The sequence below is a fragment of the Clostridium estertheticum subsp. estertheticum genome (assembly GCF_001877035.1).
In the GTDB taxonomy this organism is placed as follows: domain Bacteria; phylum Bacillota; class Clostridia; order Clostridiales; family Clostridiaceae; genus Clostridium_AD; species Clostridium_AD estertheticum.
Genome location: NZ_CP015756.1, coordinates 2,744,558 through 2,761,190 on the forward strand (window position 1 = coordinate 2,744,558; position 16,633 = coordinate 2,761,190).

Here is a 16,633-nt window from a genome sequence, read left to right on the forward strand (position 1 = left end):
TCATCAAAATTGTGCTAATAGTTATTCCGCAATTATAAAGTTTAAACATTGTTGATTTGTATATACTGAGATTCAAATTCATCATACGATATTTTCCCTAACGCAAAATCCATACTTTTTATATATATTTTTTCTGCTTTTGTATGTGTTCTAGCATTATTAATATTTATCAACTCATTTTCATTAATCAATGGCTTCATAACATGCTGTTTATTAGAAAAGGCTTCAAAATAACGCATCCCAAATTTTCTTTGAGAAATTGCATCAATATGAATACCATCAGTATTAGATGTTAAACCTGATGCTGTGACAAAGTAACAATTATCTTGTTCAACAGTAAATTTCTGCAACTCTTGATTAATAAAGTTATATTCAATACAGCCTTTTCCAAATCCTTTTTTGCCTAAAAAATCTCCTAAACCACCAATAATGAGAGGAATATCTGGAGCATTCAACTCTTTTCTAAGAGCTTCAATAATTAAAAGTAATTTTTTGTAATAGACTTTGTAGTTACCATTCATACTATCAGTTTCTCCTTGATGCCATAGAATTCCTGTTAAGTCACTACTTTTCATAGCAAATTTAGCTTCAGTTATTGCATGTCTAAAAAGTACTTTATCTACAGCCCATTCATCCAGAGTGCTTCCACCTTCAGCACAAGGAATTAACCCAATAGTATCTTCTTGATTTTGCAGGCACCATGCATCTGCAAATGAACCAGCCAGACTTATTCCTGAAACAGGGCGGTCATAGTTGATGGGTTCAGTCATCATTTGCCATCTACCATTACGCAACATTTGTATTCTTTCATTATAAATCGGGGTTACTTCATGAATAAACCCTCGTCCAGCCATATTCGACTGTCCTAACATTAAAAACGATTTAACCATTTTTCTCATCCTTTCTTTATTCAATATTTATGAAGAAACGTTTCCAGTTCTCAATAAATATTAAGTAGTTACTTATTTAATTTTTTACCCAATACAGACATAGTCTAATTAGACTAATGACATATGTATAGTATAGTCTAATTAGACTAATTGTCAATAATATTTTTTCAGAAGGTAAAGCCAATATATATTTTAGACGATGGTGAGCTAATGCTTACTATCCTAGCTTCTTTTGCATAGGAGAAGAGTAGATCAGTAGGATGTAGTTAAGCCTCGCATTTCTGTATAAGCATAAATCTGAGTAGTTAATAATAGATTTAATTTTAAATTGCTAAATTATAAGTTGATTTGAACGATATTATAAATATAAAACAAAAGACAAGGAGGCACCACATGAAAAAGATTTCTCAAAAAATATCCTTAGCAATTATATTTTCGGTGTTGTTAGTATCCATATTAATAGGGGCTGCCGGAATTACAAAAAGCAAAACAATTATAACCACAAGTACTGAGAGTAATTTAATAGAAACATCAAGTAAATTAAGTGAAAAATTGAATAATACTATTAATATTTTCAAACAAAAATTGAAGATTTGTCTATAACAATAGGTAATGATGTAGATGTTAACCAATTAAAGAATAATCCTAAATATGGGGCTGAGTATACAAATAAAATTGTGCCTTTGGTAACTAAATTTGCACAATCAGGTAAAATTAATGTAGATTGTTATGTTACCTTTCTAAATGAATACTCAAGAAATGGGTTTGTTTTAGGACCATTTCTATTAGACCCAGATGGTAAAGGATTTAAAATGTAAATAATTTGAGTAACAAGATTTCTGATATGGAAGCAAATAAAAAAGGTAATGATTGGTATTATAAGCCAATTGAACTAAAGAAAGGATTTTGGACAGAACCTTATTCCGATCCAACAACAAAAATTTATATGATTTCGTATTCCGTTCCAATATTTTCTAATGGCATCATGGTTGGCGTAGCTGGAATGGATATTAAATTTGACACTTTTAAGAATATCGTTAATGCACAAACGGTGTATAACACAGGGTATGCTTCACTTCTTAATTCTAATTCTGATTTTTTAGTACATCCTACCTTTAAGCCAACAGATAACTTGAAAACTGTTAATAAAGGTGAATTAAAGGGGTTTGCTTCTTATGTAGATAGTAATAAAACCGGCGTTTACAAGACAACGGTTGGAGGTAAGTCTAAATTTATTGGATTTTCTAAATTAGTAAATGGAGATACATTATTAGTGTCTGTAGATTCAAAGGAAGTTTTAAAAGACATAAATAGCTTAACTATTTTTATTTTAGTTATTTCTTTAATAGGATTGATTTTATCAATTTTTGTAGCTTTGTATGTAAGCTCTCGTATTTCTACACCAATAAAAAGGTTAACATATTTGTTTAAGACGGCAGAAACAGGTGATTTAACTGTGAAAAGCGATATTAAATCCAATGATGAAGTTGGACAACTTTCAAGTGCCTTTAATGCTATGATAGAGAATACTAAAAAATTAATTATAAATGCTAAGGAAACCAGTAATCAAGCATTACTAACTTCAAAGGAAGTAGTTGATATGTCCCAGACTGTGCAGAATATAGCAAGTCAAATAGCATTTGCTATTTCTGAACTTGCTAAGGGAGCTGTAGAACAAGCTACCCTGGCATCTGATGGCAACTATAAAACAGTAAGTATTGTTGATGGACTAGATAAAGTTGTTAGTGATATTTATGACGTTGAAAAGTTAGTAGACACATCAAAAATCTGTTTAGAAATTGGTAGCAAATCCGTTATGAATCAACAATCACAGATGGAAGAAAGTAAGTTTGTTAAGAAAAATGTAGTTGATGCAGTTATTGATCTTTCGAACAAATCTAAGGAAATTGAAGATATACTACAGTTTATAGCGTCTATATCAACACAAACAAACTTACTTGCTTTAAATGCAGCAATAGAGGCAGCACGTGCAGGTGAAGCCGGTAAAGGATTCTCAGTAGTAGCCGATGAAATTAGAAAGCTAGCTGAGCAGACTTCAAGTTCTGTAACTAAAATAGATGGTATGGTAAAGGATGTACAAATAGGAGTACAAACTGCCGTATCAGAAATGAAAAAAGATGAGGCAGTTGTTAAAAATCAGGACAGTGCATTATTATCAACAATAGAATCTTTTAAAGAAATTACTAAAACGGTAGAAGGTATAGCAACCAGCATTAAGAATATTGTAAATGTATCTACGATATTAAATAAAAGCGTTATAGATACTGGGGACAGTATAAGTAATATTGCTGCTATCTCCGAAGAAACCGCTGCCGGAACAGAAGAGATAGATGCATCAAATCAAGAACAATTGACAATTGTAAATAATCTAGCTAATGAAATGATAAAATTAACTGAATGTTCTATGTTGCTTCAAAAAAGTATTAAAGAATTTATTGTATAAAGAAAAACTTCCACAAGCTGAACAAATGACTAAAACTTATAAATAGAAGCAAAGAGCTCCTAAAAGTACTCAGTCTGATTTCTAAAATTAGAGAGTAAATAATTTTAATATAATAAAGTTTTATAGTGAATGCTCCTTCAATTTATTGGTATTGCATTAAAGAGAAAAAGCATATAATATAACGAAAAATAAAATGGACCCTATAAGGTAGACAGTTAAAAAAAGAGACCTACTTGTCTCAAATAAATTAACTGACTCTATTTTATAGGGTCTTTTTTGTTATACTTAGGGACTATCAAAAAATAAACTGGTCAAGTTTGAAAGAAATATTGCTGTTTTTATTTGAATTCCATGGACCACGCTGTTCAATCTCGAAGAATTTTTAATAATTTCAGAAACTTTATTAGTTATTAAACTTTTATCATATTGATTCAATTTAGCTTGTTTGGGGCTAAAGATAAAATTATTTATATTACATTGAATATTTTAAAATATGGTTGCTTTAAAGCATAATATCCCATTACTAAAACCCTTAATAAGATTTTCTTCTTGTTTTAAATAAATTGGTTTATCACCATAAACAGGATAAATATATTTCACCTCTATTTATTTGTTTTAGTTGTGTTACAAAGTTGTTTTAAAATAAATAGCTCTTGTACAACAGGATTATCAGAAAGATGAATAGAATTTGTATCTCCTGTTAGATGACTAAAATCCGCAATTTCTTCTTTTGAAAAATTATGCCATAGAGTCTCTTTCTCTTGAATCGTTTCTGTTTGAACAGGTTCTTTAACAGTTACATTCATCATTAAATATACAGTTAATGTTTCCGCAATTTCCTTTTCTATATATCCAAAGAGCCTGTATATGACCAGGCTCATCCAAACTCATCTATACAAAATTCATATTAAAGTGGGGAATGTTTCTTGAAATTCTCTTTATCAATCCAGTATCCCTGTTGATTATAATGTCGATGCAGTTTGCTTTCATAGTCTCGTGTTATCAGAGACTCCTCAGTATATTCCGGTGACAGCTTGATTGTCTCACGAAGAAGGTTGACAAATACTTTAGATTCTTTCCAACTAATACGCTCTATCCATTTCGGAGAAACCAGAATCTTTTTCCCCGGCCACCAGTTCATTGTAGCAATAACTAAATAGCGAATTTCCAATGTCTCATGATCAATGATAAAATCTTCAACGTGTCCAATTTCGCCGTCTGTAGCTTGAATGGTGTAGCCACTTACCTCATAAGTGCTACGTAAATGGGTATCCCAATCTTTATTGCCTTGAGTTGGTTCCATCAATTTTTCTTGATTTTGACCACACAAAATGGAAGGAGAAAGCCCACCCGTTACCCCCATGTTTGGGTCACCCCAATATACGGGCCATTCATAATATGTATTGTACTCTTCTTCATATTGTCGTGATATGGGTTTGTCACTGGCCAAAGAAGGACTATTTTCAATCTGATTTTTGGTCAAATTAATGACTATATATTGGTCTTGTTTATTTACGCCGTCCAACGCATACGGTGATATTAACACCTGTCTGCCAACTAACCAGTTTCCTGTGTCAGCAATCAAATATCGAATTGTCCAGTTTTGGTCATCAAAATAAAATTCTTTGACCTTACCTATTTCTCCATCGATACATTGCAACTTGTAGCCTTTTAGTGTTTTGACCTTGTTTAACATAATAATTCTCCTTTCTTCTTTCAGTCTTTTATGAAAAGATTCTGTATTATATTTAAATGTAGTTTTTATGAATTACTTTTAATTTTACTAAATAATGCCAAATATTTTAAGTATTACAATTATAACAACCACGCCGCCAATTATTGCTAGCATATAATTCACACTCCTTTTTATCCTTAAATTATAGAATATTTATATTTTGTTTCAAGACTACAAAATGTTATTTATAATAAAACCACAATCATTATTTAAAATGCATTGTTACTTTGTCAAAAGATTCCTTAAGATCATTCCAAGCATTTTCAGTTCCTTCTTTTATATCTTTCCAAGAACTTTCACTAGATTTTCTAAGTTGTTCATATTTTTCCTTCAAATCATCCCTCTTACTCTCAAGCTTCTCCACTTGGTTAAGATATTCCAATTTCATATCAGCATGAACCTCTTTAGATTTGCCACGCATTACCGCTAGCTTGGCATTGTACTGGTCTATCTGAGCATTAATTTTTTCTAAATACATATCTCGTTTTTCCATCTTTGATATATCCTCCTCGTCTAACTATTATTAATAAGTGCATCTTCCATTTTGTAAACTGCACGATTTCTGGATTTTTTACGATATTATCACATAAAAGTAGCCATTCAAAATTAGAATTATAAGGATGAAATGCATACTTTCTTTGATAAAGAAACCAAATTTAACTTCTATGTTCCTGTATTAGATAAGATTTAATTTACTATTTATTAAATTCTTGCTATAATTTTCTTACACCAATGAAGTCAAAAACAAATAGTATAACAGCTATAACAATAATTATGTGTATCAGACCTCCACCAATCTGAAGAACAAATCCCAATAACCATACTATTATCAATACTCCTATAATCCATCGTAAAAATGACATATAAATCACCTCCTTCATTTGTTAATTAATAAAATATTATATAGAATGCCCTAAGTATTATAAGTAATACAACCACACCACCAATTAATGTAGCATATAATTCACACTCCTTTAAGAAACTTTATCTTATCTATATTAATTTTACAATTTACTTACTACCTTTAAATCCGCTTTAATTTCACGGCCCTTTTCTATAACAATAATATCTCGACCATTGCCAATATATGAGTTACGTCTTATAACAACATCGCTTCCTATAATCGCTTTATCTATAACCACATTATTTCCTATTTTAGTATTAGGCAAAATAACTGAATTAGATATCTTAGATCCTTTTCCAACATGTACATCTTGAAAAAGAACACAATTATTTACTTCACCAAGTACTGTACATCCCTCATTAAGCATTGCATTATTTATAATTGCATCAGGTCCTATATATTGCGGTGGAAGCATTGGATTCACTGTATATATTCTCCATTTATCGTCATTTATATTGAGTTCATTATCATCAGATAATAAATCCATATTAGCCGACCAAAAACTTTCAATAGTACCAACATCTCTCCAATATCCTTTGAAATGATATGCAAACAACTTCTGTTCATTGTTTAGCATCTTTGTTATTATATTTTTTCCAAAGTCATGACTTGATATTTCATCCTGGCTATCCTCTTTTAATAGTTGTCTAAGTGCCGACCAACTAAAAATATAAACCCCCATAGAAGCTAAATTACTTTTTGGTTGTTCTGGTTTTTCTTCAAACTCATAAATGCTATCATCTTCACTAGTATTCATTATTCCAAATCTACTACATTGATCATGCGGAACTTCTATTACCGATATAGTAACATCTGCACCTTTTTCCTTATGGTAATCTAGCATCTTTGAATAGTCCATTTTATAAATATGATCTCCTGATAAAATAAGAACATATTCTGGGTCAAAACTATCAATATAATTTGTATTTTGGAATATAGCATCAGCTGTTCCCTTATACCAATTCCCACCATCTTCACTTTGATAAGGCGGAAGAAGACTTACACCTCCATTTCTCCTATCTAAATCCCAAGGAGCCCCTATTCCTATATGAGAGTTCAGTGCCAATGGTTGGTATTGAGTGAGAACCCCTACTGTGTCAATATCAGAATTAGAACAATTACTTAAAGAAAAATCTATAATTCTATACTTCCCTCCAAAAGGTACTGCAGGTTTTGCTGTCAATTTAGTTAATTGTTTTAATCTTGATCCTTGACCCCCTGCCAGTATCATAGCTATCATTTCTTTCTTTAACATGCTAATAATCTCCTTTTTGAGTTATATTCCCCTTTAGCTACAAGGATTCTTAAAGAATTTGTATAATTACTACTGTTGCTATCCAAATATGTTTTATATTTATAATCATTCATAATTTCAGAATTTTCAAAGTCCACTTTTTTTGCAGCTTCAGATCTGTGTATGATAGATTTAATTTTATTTGCTTGATCTTGAGTTATAGTATTACCAGTTACAAGGTTTCCAAAATGTTTCTCCAACCCTTTTTGTATTTTAGTTCCCATTTTTTTATGCTCACCTACCCTAATATACAATTTAATTACAATGTATATTGTATTAAGAAACCAAGATCTTTTAGTTGATACACCATACTGAGTACGAATTCTCGTTAACAGTGAAATCACCATTACCATCTGCATCTATTTCAATTTCTCCGGAAATGTTACCAGTTACATCTACAAAAACCTTACCTGAAAGCTTTTCTCCAACAAACATCTTCTTAGAACCACCATCATTTGCATTAGAAATTAGAGCAGCTAGTCCACTTTCTCTTGTCCAACCCACAATATGAGCATCATCAAAATAATCATGCTGATTCCCATAAGCAAACTCTTTCCTGGCTTTTAATAATTTATCTAATTGATCTTTTAGCGGTGCTATATCATTAGTTGGCATTCCATAATAATCTCCAAAGAAAATACAAGGGATACCTTCTTGTCTTGTTAAAATGAAAGTATAAGCCTGCAACTTAAATGAATTGTCTACCCAAGATTCAAGTGACTGTCCAGGTTGGGTGTCATGGTTGTCTACAAAAGTAACTGAATTTTCTGGGTAGCAACTTATTAATGTATTAGACATCAAATCTCTTAAATCATAGTTTTCCTTTTCATTTACAGCTTTTACAAACTTATAGTGAAGTGGAATATCAAATATATTAAATGTGTGGTCAGTATCTTCAATATATTTTTTTAAAACATCAAGCTCAGTGCTCCAATATTCACCTACTGTAAAAAGTTCTTTTTTTGCAATGTTTTTTATATCATTTATAAATCTTTTATAAAATTCAAAATCCATATGTTTTACTGCATCCAATCTAAGTCCATCAATTTTCGCAATTTCTATATACCATAATGCCCATTTTAAAAGTTCATCATAAACTACAGGTGAACTAACATCTATATCTGTAAGCATAAGATAATCATAGTTCCCATTTTCATCATCCACTCCCTCGTCCCAACTCTTACCAAGCCCAGTAAATTGAAATATAGCACTTTCTTTCTTATTTCCATCCCAATCTACCCCATCAAAATGCTTCCAATCCCATTTAAAGTCAGAGTATTTATTATTCCTTCCAGCGAATGTAAATTTAGTCCATGCTTTAATGTCATATTCATCAGATATCTTCTTGTTTCTATCTTCTGGATCAACTTTAACTACTTTTACCCATTCAGTACCATCTGCTCCACCCTTATGGTTAAGAACTATATCTGCTAATATTTCAATGCCATTTTTATGAGCCTCTTCTATTGCATCTATATATTCATCTTTTGTACCGTGTTTAGTTCGCACGCTTCCCTTTTGGTCAAATTCACCAAGATCATATAAGTCGTAAACAGCATAACCAGTATCGTTACTACCACCTGCACCTTTATATGCTGGTGGTAACCAAAGTGTATTTATACCCGCCTCACTTAAAGCTTTACTTTGATTCTTTAAAAAATTCCAGTGTCCTCCATCAGATGGTAGATTCCATTCAAAAAATTGCATTATAGTTTTATTCATATATGTTATCACTCCTTTTATTATCTTTTAAATAAATGTAATTATTAACTTACCTGTAACAGTGATAGTGCCTATATTTTCTTACTGATCAATATTTGTAATATCTCATCTCTTTGAACCACCCTATTAAGCTTTGTTTCCATTGTCGTAAATATTACATGTAGTATATCCTATATTACCTTATAACCCATATAAATCCACTGGGCGTGCATATAATTTACATAGATAATATGTAAATTGCATGCTATAATTATAACATTACTAAATAACGCTATTAACTATCTTTTGCGACAATATTCGACACTTATTCAGCACAGCTTATTGCATTTTGTCGTATCTTATGAAATCAAGGAGATGATTATTATGTATAAATTTAAATTTAGACTAAATGAAATAAGAAAATTTAAATGTATTAGTCAAAAGAGATTAGCATACTTATCAGAAATATCCCAAAGCCATATTAGTGAGTTAGAAAGAGGTACCCAAAGCCCCACATTAAAAACGGTAGAAAATTTAGCTCATGCACTTAAAACACACCCATCCGATTTATTAGAAGTAGAAGACAAAAAGCATTAATATGATTAGGTTCAACACTACAAATAATTAAAATAGAGTAATAAGAGTATATATAAAAATTTATATATACTCTTATTACTCTATCTAAATATTAAATTTTATATCCTTTCTCCTTTCACTAAAATTTAAGTAGTGGGAATGTTTCTTGAAATTCTATTCATCAATCCAGTATCCCTGTTGATCATAATGTTGATACAGCTTGCTTTCATAGTCTCGTGTTATCAGAGACTCCTCAGTATATTCCGGCGACTGCTTGATTGTCTCACGAAGAAGGTTGACAAGTACTTTAGATTCATTCCAACTAACATGCTCTATCCATTTCGGTGAAATTAGATTTTTTTTCCCGGCCACCAGTTCATTGTAGCAATAACTAAATAGCGAATTTCCAATGTCTCATGATCAATGATAAAATCTTACTTTCCCGTAAATTAATAAGTCAATAATTATGCAATGGTTTTAAAGAAAAATCTGGTCAATTTTAGAAAGCGTATGCTCCTTCAATTATCATATATATATCATGCTTACAATGTTTGAATACGTATTTTTTTTTGAATAATACTAAAACATTGGGTTATCTACATTGTTAAGCATTCAGCTAAGCAATTATGCTTAAGTATCTTGTTCTATTTTTTTAAACCTTTGTACCACTATATTGTCTTGGTTTGCTATGTTGGAGTATACTATGATGCCTACCATATATAAAGTAAATTGCTAGCCCAAGTAATAACCAAATTATAAATCTAATCCATGTTTCTAGAGGTAATGCTGTCATTAAATAAACGCAAGCAACTATAGTTAGGATAGGTATAAAAGGTACCCAAGGACATCTAAACTTTCGCTCAGCATCTGGCATAGTTTTTCTTAATACTATAACGCCAATAGATACAAGAATGAAGGCAAATAATGTACCTATGTTACATAGTTTTATTATCTCCTCTAGGGGCAAAAGTCCTGCCATAATAGCAGCTATACTACCTGTAATTATTGTGCAAAGTGTAGGTGTTTTGTGAACTGGGTGAACTTTTGAAAATACCTTTGGAAGTAGTCCATCTCTTGACATAACCATAAACACCCTTATCTGTCCATAAAGCATTACAAGTAATGTTGAAATCATTCCTATAACTGCACCTGTTCCAACTAGAGCAGCTCCCCAGTTAATACCAAAACGTTTCAATGCATCTGGAATAGCATTATTCTGACTAATTTCTTTAAAGGGAACCATGCCTGTTATAACAACTGCAACTGCAACGTAAAGCACAATTACAACTCCTAGGCAAATAGCAAGTCCACGAGGTACATCTCTCTTTGGATTTATAGTTTCTTCAGCTGCTGTTGATACCGCATCAAAACCAATATATGCAAAGAACATTATTGAAGCACCTGCCATTACACCTTTCCATCCAAAAGGAGAAAATGGTTTATAGTGAGCAACACTAATATGAAATACACCAAGTACTATAAATAAAATAATTACACCGATTTTAATTAAGACTATGACGTTATTTAGCTTAGCACTTTCTTTTATGCCAATAAATAATATCCATGTTACAAGGCCCACTATGAAAACGGCTGGTAAATCAATAATCCCACCGGCCGATGGTCCAACAGATAGTGCTTTAGGTAAATCAAGTCCAGCAGAGCTTAACAGCCCTACAAAGGTTCCTGACCAACCGGAGGCAACTGCGGCGGAGGAGACTAAATATTCAAGCATTAGATCCCATCCTATAATCCAGGCTATAATCTCACCAAAAGCAATGTAGGAGTATGTATAAGTACTACCTGCTACTGGAAACATTGTAGCGAGTTCTGCATAGGTAAGGGCACAAAGTCCACTTGTTATTGCAGCAACAATAAATGATAAAACAACTGCGGGCCCTGCCATATGAGCTCCAACACCAGTTGATACAAAAATACCTGTACCAAGAACTGCGCCTATTCCAAGTGCTGCAAGGTCAGTTGATGTAAGATTCTTTTTTAAGTCTGTCTTTGCGGCGGCATGCAGCTCCATTTTTAAGGACTTTTTTTTCCACATTTTCTTCCATATTTTCTTCATTTTTTTCTCCTCTTTAAGATAAGTCCACACTGTTTTACAATACCTCATTTAAATATTAAAATAACTTCCAGTGAAAATCACTCAATACTATAATCATCTTTAAATTGTATTTATTTCAGCTGCCTTACCATAGTTTCTTTAGTTTTTACAAAACTACTTAATAATATTCTTGTTGATATCCTATGTATTTTACATTCTTGGTTAGTCATAGTTCCTCTACTTTCGAAGCCGTTTTCTTTGCAATTTCCTACTTGCTTATTATAGCTTTAACTTTGTTTGCTTGATCTTGAGTTATTATAGTCTTATTGGTTACAATGCTTTTAAATGTATTTATAAGCTCGTTTGTATTTTAGTTCCCATTTGTTTGTACTCATCTACTTCCATATATATTTTATTTAAAAACATTAAATAATGCACCATACTGAATACGAATATTCATTAACAGTGAAATCGCTATTATAATTATAGCATGACTAAATAACGTTATTAGCTATTGTTTACGCTAAAAACCGACAAATATTTTAATAATTCTTATCGTATTTTGTATAATCATAGAGGTGTGTGCTATATAGAAATTTAAATTTAAACTAAATGAAGTGCGAAAATTCAAATGTATAACTCAAAAGAGATTAGCAATTTTATCACAAAGAGATATTAGCGAGTTAGAAAGAGGTATCCAAAGTCCCACATTAAAAACTGTAGAAGCTTAAGCTGATGCACTTAAATATAATAAAATGTTATATTTCACTAAAAAAATATCATCTGATGTAAGGGGTTAAGGCTTGCCTCTTATTTTTAAAGGTGCATAGAAAATGAAAAGAAAATTAATTTTTTATCTTCTAAAATTATTGATATGGCTATTAAAATAGTTCCACACGTGGATATAACAGCTTGAGATATTATCGATGAAGGAACAAGACAAAGATATATTGTGATTAATCAAGATATATTTCTACCGTTAAAGCTAATTGAAGTAGAAGACAAAAGGATATCAGACTATGCTTGTCATGAATATGATAAATTGATGCTAGCCTGGATGGCACTAGATGTCGATTATATATAAGAATTATAGGGTCTTTATAAGCTATTAAAATCCTTTAACATTTATATTTAATTTATAATGGGTTATATTCAAAATATCAATCCGTGCCTAATAAAGCACCCCCATATCTAATGATAGGGGTGTACTTGTGATGATATATATGAAGAATGCGAAGTAAAACAATCTTTAAATATGTTCAGTTTTTTTCATCTTTACACTGTCTTAATAATTTATTCGTTTTCTTCAGCTATCTATAATGAAAAATGATTTATCAGGATATTTTTTATGTAACCTTATCATATTAGTGGATAATGCAGTTTATCTATTCAGCATCAAAATCAATAAAGTACTTTCTCTCTGGTGTATGTATCGTGAGGGTTGCTAAATTAATATTGTCCTTTAAAATATCCACTCTGTATTCGAACATGATATCATCATTTTGCTTCTTCATGAATAAATAACTTCCTTCTTCTTGATCCTCGGCCTCATCACTTATTTCAGCGTAGATTTCTTCGCCACTGACTTCTCCAGGATATCCTGACTTTCTTATCTTTTCATCTATTGCTTTAAAAAACTGTTCCATTTTTTCGCTCTCCTTCTTTTTTTAATATCTATTTCTCTTCAAATCAAGTATATACTATGCTTCTAAATAACAGCCTTAACTCAAAAAAAATTATAACATAAACCAATGACACTTTTAATGCCATTGGCTTATTTCTTAAAAATATAATCACGAATTGTAATTGAGGCAATCATAGAGATATACCTTACTATCACTTATATATTAAAAAGTTTCTTTAAGTATGGTATTTCAAATCTCCCTATGTTCCAAAGTTTTGATTTTCACTCCTCTAGGTAGAGCTCTCATAACAACTTTTTCCCATGGGGTTCCTATTACTTGATCCATGACAGCTATTGCTCCACGGTCATCCTTTGTTCTAATTAATCTGCCACAACCTTGTTTTAACTTCAATCCCATCTCAGGGTAATCAACGGTTATAAGTGGATTCATCCCCTCTTCTTCTGCATCTTTGCGCCTCATTTCAATCAAAGGGTCTAGTGAAGGAAAGGGAAGCTGCCAAACTACAACGAGAGATAAAGACTCCCCGGGCACATCAATTCCCTCCCAAAATGTAGAACCTACTAATACAGATGTAACTTCCGCACGAAACTTTTGGACAAGATATCCTCGCTCACCTTTATCCTCCCATAAAACTTCAAACGGTAGCTCATAACCACTAATTTCTTTTCTTATTTTCCTAACTTCCTTCAAAGAGTTAACAAGTATCAGCGCTCTTCCTCCATTTTCTTTCAGCAAACATAGTAATTGTTTGATTTTACGTGAAAACTTGGCACTGTCAGTATCCTCAAAGGATGGTGGCTGTAAATAAACCACCACCTGTTCCTCAATATTAAAGGGACTTCCAACCGTTGATATTGTCGGATTTTTTAAACCCAGAGTCCTCATAAGGTAACCAAAATCGCCCTCATCACTTAAAGTTCCTGAAGTAAACACCACAGGCAATTTTTTCAAAAATAAATGTTTATTTAGCATATTGCTCAAATTCCGAGGAACTACCCAAAAGCTGCCGTCTGCCCTATCTATCCAAATAATAACCTCTCTCCCTTTATTCCTACCAAACCTAGCTAAGGCTGTAATTGATAGTTCTATTTGAATTTCAAAGGTATGTAACGTGCTTTCCGGTAACTCATTTATGTATAGCTCTTCCTCAATTTGTATCTCTAAGAGCAACCGATCTAGTGCCTTATGAAAAGTATCAGCTGCTTTCAGAAGTATATCATCGATACGAACCGCCAGACGCTCTGATTGCTCATCATCTATTACGTTTTGATTAAGTTTTTCGAAAAAGTTAGAAGTGGCCTGGCCCAAGGCAATTACACTTACAACCATTGAAGTTCTTGCTCCCTGGATTTCCTCTATCGAAAGGATAATATTATCAATATCCTCTTTGTGAATTTGTCTTCCAGCACCCATAGCTGCCGGCAGTATGACTTTATGGCCTTCATCAAAAATCACCAGCGAGTAATCTGGAAGGATAGGCATTTTACCGTCTGCAATTCTTTCATCCCTTGTCCACAGGTCCTGAAAAAAGATACTATGATCAGCGATAATTAAATCCTTGGAAGCTCTGTAATGTTTCCTTACCTTAACAAGCTTACAAAAGCCTCTTCTGGTACAGGCATCACATGGCATAGTCTCATCCCATCCAATCTGTCTCCATACACTATCAGATATGTGGGGCATTTCTGAGCGTTCACCTTTTGTAGTCCTGGCTAACCATTGATTAATCTCATCAGAGGCTGTTGCATCGCCAAACACTCCCCCCATTCCACTAACTCTCTCATCACAAACATACTGACGAGGATCCTTTGCCATTGGCGCATCTATTTCTAATCCCAGTATTCGAGAAAGTGTTTGAATATCTCCCTTTGGCCCTGCCAGCTGTTCCTGAAGTGCTGTTGAGGCGCATGCAATTACTACAGGCTTTCCGATAAAACCAGCGTAGGCAATTGCAGTGAGTAAGTAGGCGAAGGTCTTTCCGGTACCGACCTCAGCCTCAGCCAGATGAACTTTTTTATTACAAACTGCATCGGCAAGCTGAAACGCAGTATATATTTGTTCATCACGTATCTCATATCCGTGTTCCGGAAGAATATCGTAAAAAACATCGCCAATCCAATCCATCAACTTACTTGGAAACTCTTTTTTTGTTTTATAATCAAAGGTAGTCCCTATTTTCTTATACAAAATTTTATCCTCCTGTTAACCTATTTAATACCATAGAAAATATTATGTGAAAATTTACTTTCAGTTATGTACATGCGCATAGTTTTTCTTTATACACTAAACATAACCACCCTTACATTCTAAACTTTTTCAATAAGTATTATAACATTAACAATGTAAAAAAAAATTACATCTTTTAATAATTTAATTTATATTACACAAAATCTAGTCAATTTCCTAGGATTTCATAAACAAGAAATAGAGTACTTACTACTAATACTCTGCGATAATAGAAATGTGCATTGAATACACAATCAGATAAAATCACATAAAAAAAAAACTTCCAGGTAGAAGTTAATCCATTGAATCAAAAGCTGATGCAATTTCAGTAATAGTTTTAGTATACAATCTTTTTGCAACACCCCAGCAAATTGTAATAAGTCCTGAACAATCAACACCAACACAATATTTGCTAACACCATTATCTCTAGAATAATGCATTATTTATATCTAGAAATAATGACCTCATCACTACAAGCGCAGTTCAAAATATTGTAAAGAATTATGTTATCTCTTCTGGACTTAACCCAAAATCCATATCAACCCACAAACTTCACCACACGGCAGTTACTCTTATGTATAAATATGGTAGAGTAGATATCAGATCCCTACAACAAATACTTGGACATGAAAGTATTCCTACAACTGAAATATATACCCATATCGATGAGCATCAATTACAATCTGCAGTAAACTCAAATCCATTAGCTATGATGTTTAATTAGCTTTATTTCCAACCACGAGATTATTCCAGTTATAAGAATAATGTGAAGTTCAACTATAATCAAAAATCCTACATTACCTATGATACGGTTCTCCGTATCGGTAATAAGTGCGGTTTTACCATCTTTTTCTTATGTTCTAGTTAATTATAGACTAATGGTATTATTTTATTCCTTGTTGAATTGAGATAGCACCCATAAGTAACGATAAATTAATATTAATATTTATATTAGATATATTCTTAATAACATTATTAACATTTACAAGGTGTGAATATTGCAGTACTAAAATTAAAATTTTGACTGTCACTTTTAAAGTTACTTATAGAAAAAATCTACTATATATCAAACAGAATTTTCGCTTCCGTACTTATCATTTCAAAATAAAATCAATTCACGGAAAAATAAAATCATATATGTTG

General features: G+C 32.0%; 17 protein-coding genes and 1 pseudogene. 6 read left to right on the forward strand and 12 right to left on the reverse strand.

Annotated features, from left to right (window positions below):
- Positions 1-41: 41 nt before the first annotated feature.
- Positions 42-890: a sialate O-acetylesterase gene (locus tag A7L45_RS12585; protein WP_071613104.1), complete on the reverse strand. Its 849-nt coding sequence runs from the start codon at positions 888-890 to the stop codon at positions 42-44.
- Positions 891-1,283: 393 nt separating this feature from the next.
- Here A7L45_RS12585 and A7L45_RS12590 point away from each other — a divergent pair, with 393 nt between their 5' ends.
- From A7L45_RS12590 to A7L45_RS12600, 3 genes are read left to right on the forward strand one after another with little or no spacing between them, the layout of a single operon-like run.
- Positions 1,284-1,493: a hypothetical protein gene (locus A7L45_RS12590; RefSeq protein WP_071613105.1), complete on the forward strand. Its 210-nt coding sequence runs from the start codon at positions 1,284-1,286 to the stop codon at positions 1,491-1,493.
- The gene (locus A7L45_RS12595) at positions 1,484-1,708 is read left to right on the forward strand and encodes a hypothetical protein (protein ID WP_071613106.1); all 225 of its coding nucleotides are present in this window, start codon (positions 1,484-1,486) and stop codon (positions 1,706-1,708) included. The genes A7L45_RS12590 and A7L45_RS12595 overlap by 10 nt, the downstream gene beginning before the upstream one ends.
- Before the next feature lie 5 nt (positions 1,709-1,713).
- Positions 1,714-3,354, forward strand: a complete 1,641-nt coding sequence (locus A7L45_RS12600) for a methyl-accepting chemotaxis protein (protein ID WP_207647732.1) — start codon at positions 1,714-1,716, stop codon at positions 3,352-3,354.
- A 602-nt stretch (positions 3,355-3,956) separates the two neighbouring features.
- On the opposite strand, the gene A7L45_RS12605 is transcribed toward A7L45_RS12600, so the two are convergent.
- From A7L45_RS12605 to A7L45_RS12630, 7 genes are all read right to left on the reverse strand, one after another.
- Positions 3,957-4,235, reverse strand: coding sequence for a hotdog family protein (locus tag A7L45_RS12605; protein WP_071613108.1), 279 nt, complete (start codon positions 4,233-4,235; stop codon positions 3,957-3,959).
- 26 nt (positions 4,236-4,261) lie between these two features.
- Positions 4,262-5,050 carry a PRC-barrel domain-containing protein gene (locus A7L45_RS12610; RefSeq protein WP_071613109.1) on the reverse strand — a complete coding sequence of 263 codons (789 nt, stop codon included), beginning with the start codon at positions 5,048-5,050 and terminating at the stop codon, positions 4,262-4,264.
- A gap of 244 nt (positions 5,051-5,294) precedes the next feature.
- On the reverse strand, positions 5,295-5,582 hold the full coding sequence (locus tag A7L45_RS12615; RefSeq protein WP_071613110.1) for a sll1863 family stress response protein: 288 nt from the start codon (positions 5,580-5,582) through the stop codon (positions 5,295-5,297).
- A gap of 220 nt (positions 5,583-5,802) precedes the next feature.
- The gene (locus A7L45_RS22875) at positions 5,803-5,952 is read right to left on the reverse strand and encodes a lmo0937 family membrane protein (protein WP_207647733.1); all 150 of its coding nucleotides are present in this window, start codon (positions 5,950-5,952) and stop codon (positions 5,803-5,805) included.
- A 141-nt stretch (positions 5,953-6,093) separates the two neighbouring features.
- Positions 6,094-7,248: a glucose-1-phosphate adenylyltransferase gene (locus A7L45_RS12620; RefSeq protein WP_071613111.1), complete on the reverse strand. Its 1,155-nt coding sequence runs from the start codon at positions 7,246-7,248 to the stop codon at positions 6,094-6,096.
- Positions 7,242-7,511, reverse strand: a complete 270-nt coding sequence (locus A7L45_RS12625; protein WP_071613112.1) for a hypothetical protein — start codon at positions 7,509-7,511, stop codon at positions 7,242-7,244. The genes A7L45_RS12620 and A7L45_RS12625 overlap by 7 nt, the downstream gene beginning before the upstream one ends.
- A 70-nt stretch (positions 7,512-7,581) precedes the next feature.
- The gene (locus A7L45_RS12630; protein WP_169829595.1) at positions 7,582-9,009 is read right to left on the reverse strand and encodes an alpha-amylase; all 1,428 of its coding nucleotides are present in this window, start codon (positions 9,007-9,009) and stop codon (positions 7,582-7,584) included.
- A 363-nt stretch (positions 9,010-9,372) separates the two neighbouring features.
- On the opposite strand from A7L45_RS12630, the gene A7L45_RS12635 reads away from it, so the two are divergent.
- Complete coding sequence (locus tag A7L45_RS12635) at positions 9,373-9,585, forward strand: helix-turn-helix domain-containing protein (RefSeq protein WP_071613113.1); 213 nt, start codon at positions 9,373-9,375, stop codon at positions 9,583-9,585.
- Positions 9,586-10,216: 631 nt separating this feature from the next.
- Here the strand turns inward: A7L45_RS12635 and A7L45_RS12645 are convergent.
- Positions 10,217-11,638, reverse strand: a complete 1,422-nt coding sequence (locus A7L45_RS12645) for an amino acid permease (protein ID WP_151553618.1) — start codon at positions 11,636-11,638, stop codon at positions 10,217-10,219.
- Positions 11,639-12,569: 931 nt separating this feature from the next.
- Between A7L45_RS12645 and A7L45_RS24085 the strand changes: the two genes are divergently transcribed.
- The gene (locus A7L45_RS24085) at positions 12,570-12,701 is read left to right on the forward strand and encodes a hypothetical protein (RefSeq protein WP_257786546.1); all 132 of its coding nucleotides are present in this window, start codon (positions 12,570-12,572) and stop codon (positions 12,699-12,701) included.
- A gap of 301 nt (positions 12,702-13,002) precedes the next feature.
- On the opposite strand, the gene A7L45_RS12650 is transcribed toward A7L45_RS24085, so the two are convergent.
- The 3 genes from A7L45_RS12650 to A7L45_RS23240 all read right to left on the reverse strand — a co-directional run bounded on the left by A7L45_RS12650 (position 13,003) and on the right by A7L45_RS23240 (position 15,930).
- Positions 13,003-13,263: a hypothetical protein gene (locus tag A7L45_RS12650; RefSeq protein WP_071613115.1), complete on the reverse strand. Its 261-nt coding sequence runs from the start codon at positions 13,261-13,263 to the stop codon at positions 13,003-13,005.
- A gap of 228 nt (positions 13,264-13,491) precedes the next feature.
- Complete coding sequence (locus A7L45_RS12655; RefSeq protein WP_071613116.1) at positions 13,492-15,450, reverse strand: ATP-dependent DNA helicase; 1,959 nt, start codon at positions 15,448-15,450, stop codon at positions 13,492-13,494.
- 333 nt (positions 15,451-15,783) lie between these two features.
- Positions 15,784-15,930: a hypothetical protein gene (locus A7L45_RS23240; protein WP_169829596.1), complete on the reverse strand. Its 147-nt coding sequence runs from the start codon at positions 15,928-15,930 to the stop codon at positions 15,784-15,786.
- Between A7L45_RS23240 and A7L45_RS12660 the strand changes: the two are divergent.
- Positions 15,924-16,214 (forward strand): annotated as a pseudogene (locus A7L45_RS12660) (tyrosine-type recombinase/integrase); the annotation flags it as partial. The gene A7L45_RS23240 and the pseudogene A7L45_RS12660 overlap by 7 nt on opposite strands.
- Positions 16,215-16,633 lie beyond the last annotated feature (419 nt).

Bases quoted from the DNA above. Each gene is read 5' to 3' on its own strand.
- A7L45_RS12585 (WP_071613104.1), bottom strand. From the start codon at position 890: ATGGTTAAATCGTTTTTAATGTTAGGACAGTCGAATATGGCTGGACGA.
- A7L45_RS12590 (WP_071613105.1), top strand. From the start codon at position 1,284: ATGAAAAAGATTTCTCAAAAAATATCCTTAGCAATTATATTTTCGGTG.
- A7L45_RS12605 (WP_071613108.1), bottom strand. From the start codon at position 4,235: ATGAGCCTGGTCATATACAGGCTCTTTGGATATATAGAAAAGGAAATT.
- A7L45_RS12610 (WP_071613109.1), bottom strand. From the start codon at position 5,050: ATGTTAAACAAGGTCAAAACACTAAAAGGCTACAAGTTGCAATGTATC.
- A7L45_RS12615 (WP_071613110.1), bottom strand. From the start codon at position 5,582: ATGGAAAAACGAGATATGTATTTAGAAAAAATTAATGCTCAGATAGAC.
- A7L45_RS22875 (WP_207647733.1), bottom strand. From the start codon at position 5,952: ATGTCATTTTTACGATGGATTATAGGAGTATTGATAATAGTATGGTTA.
- A7L45_RS12620 (WP_071613111.1), bottom strand. From the start codon at position 7,248: ATGTTAAAGAAAGAAATGATAGCTATGATACTGGCAGGGGGTCAAGGA.
- A7L45_RS12625 (WP_071613112.1), bottom strand. From the start codon at position 7,511: ATGGGAACTAAAATACAAAAAGGGTTGGAGAAACATTTTGGAAACCTT.
- A7L45_RS12630 (WP_169829595.1), bottom strand. From the start codon at position 9,009: ATGAATAAAACTATAATGCAATTTTTTGAATGGAATCTACCATCTGAT.
- A7L45_RS12635 (WP_071613113.1), top strand. From the start codon at position 9,373: ATGTATAAATTTAAATTTAGACTAAATGAAATAAGAAAATTTAAATGT.
- A7L45_RS12645 (WP_151553618.1), bottom strand. From the start codon at position 11,638: ATGAAGAAAATATGGAAGAAAATGTGGAAAAAAAAGTCCTTAAAAATG.
- A7L45_RS12650 (WP_071613115.1), bottom strand. From the start codon at position 13,263: ATGGAACAGTTTTTTAAAGCAATAGATGAAAAGATAAGAAAGTCAGGA.
- A7L45_RS23240 (WP_169829596.1), bottom strand. From the start codon at position 15,930: ATGCATTATTCTAGAGATAATGGTGTTAGCAAATATTGTGTTGGTGTT.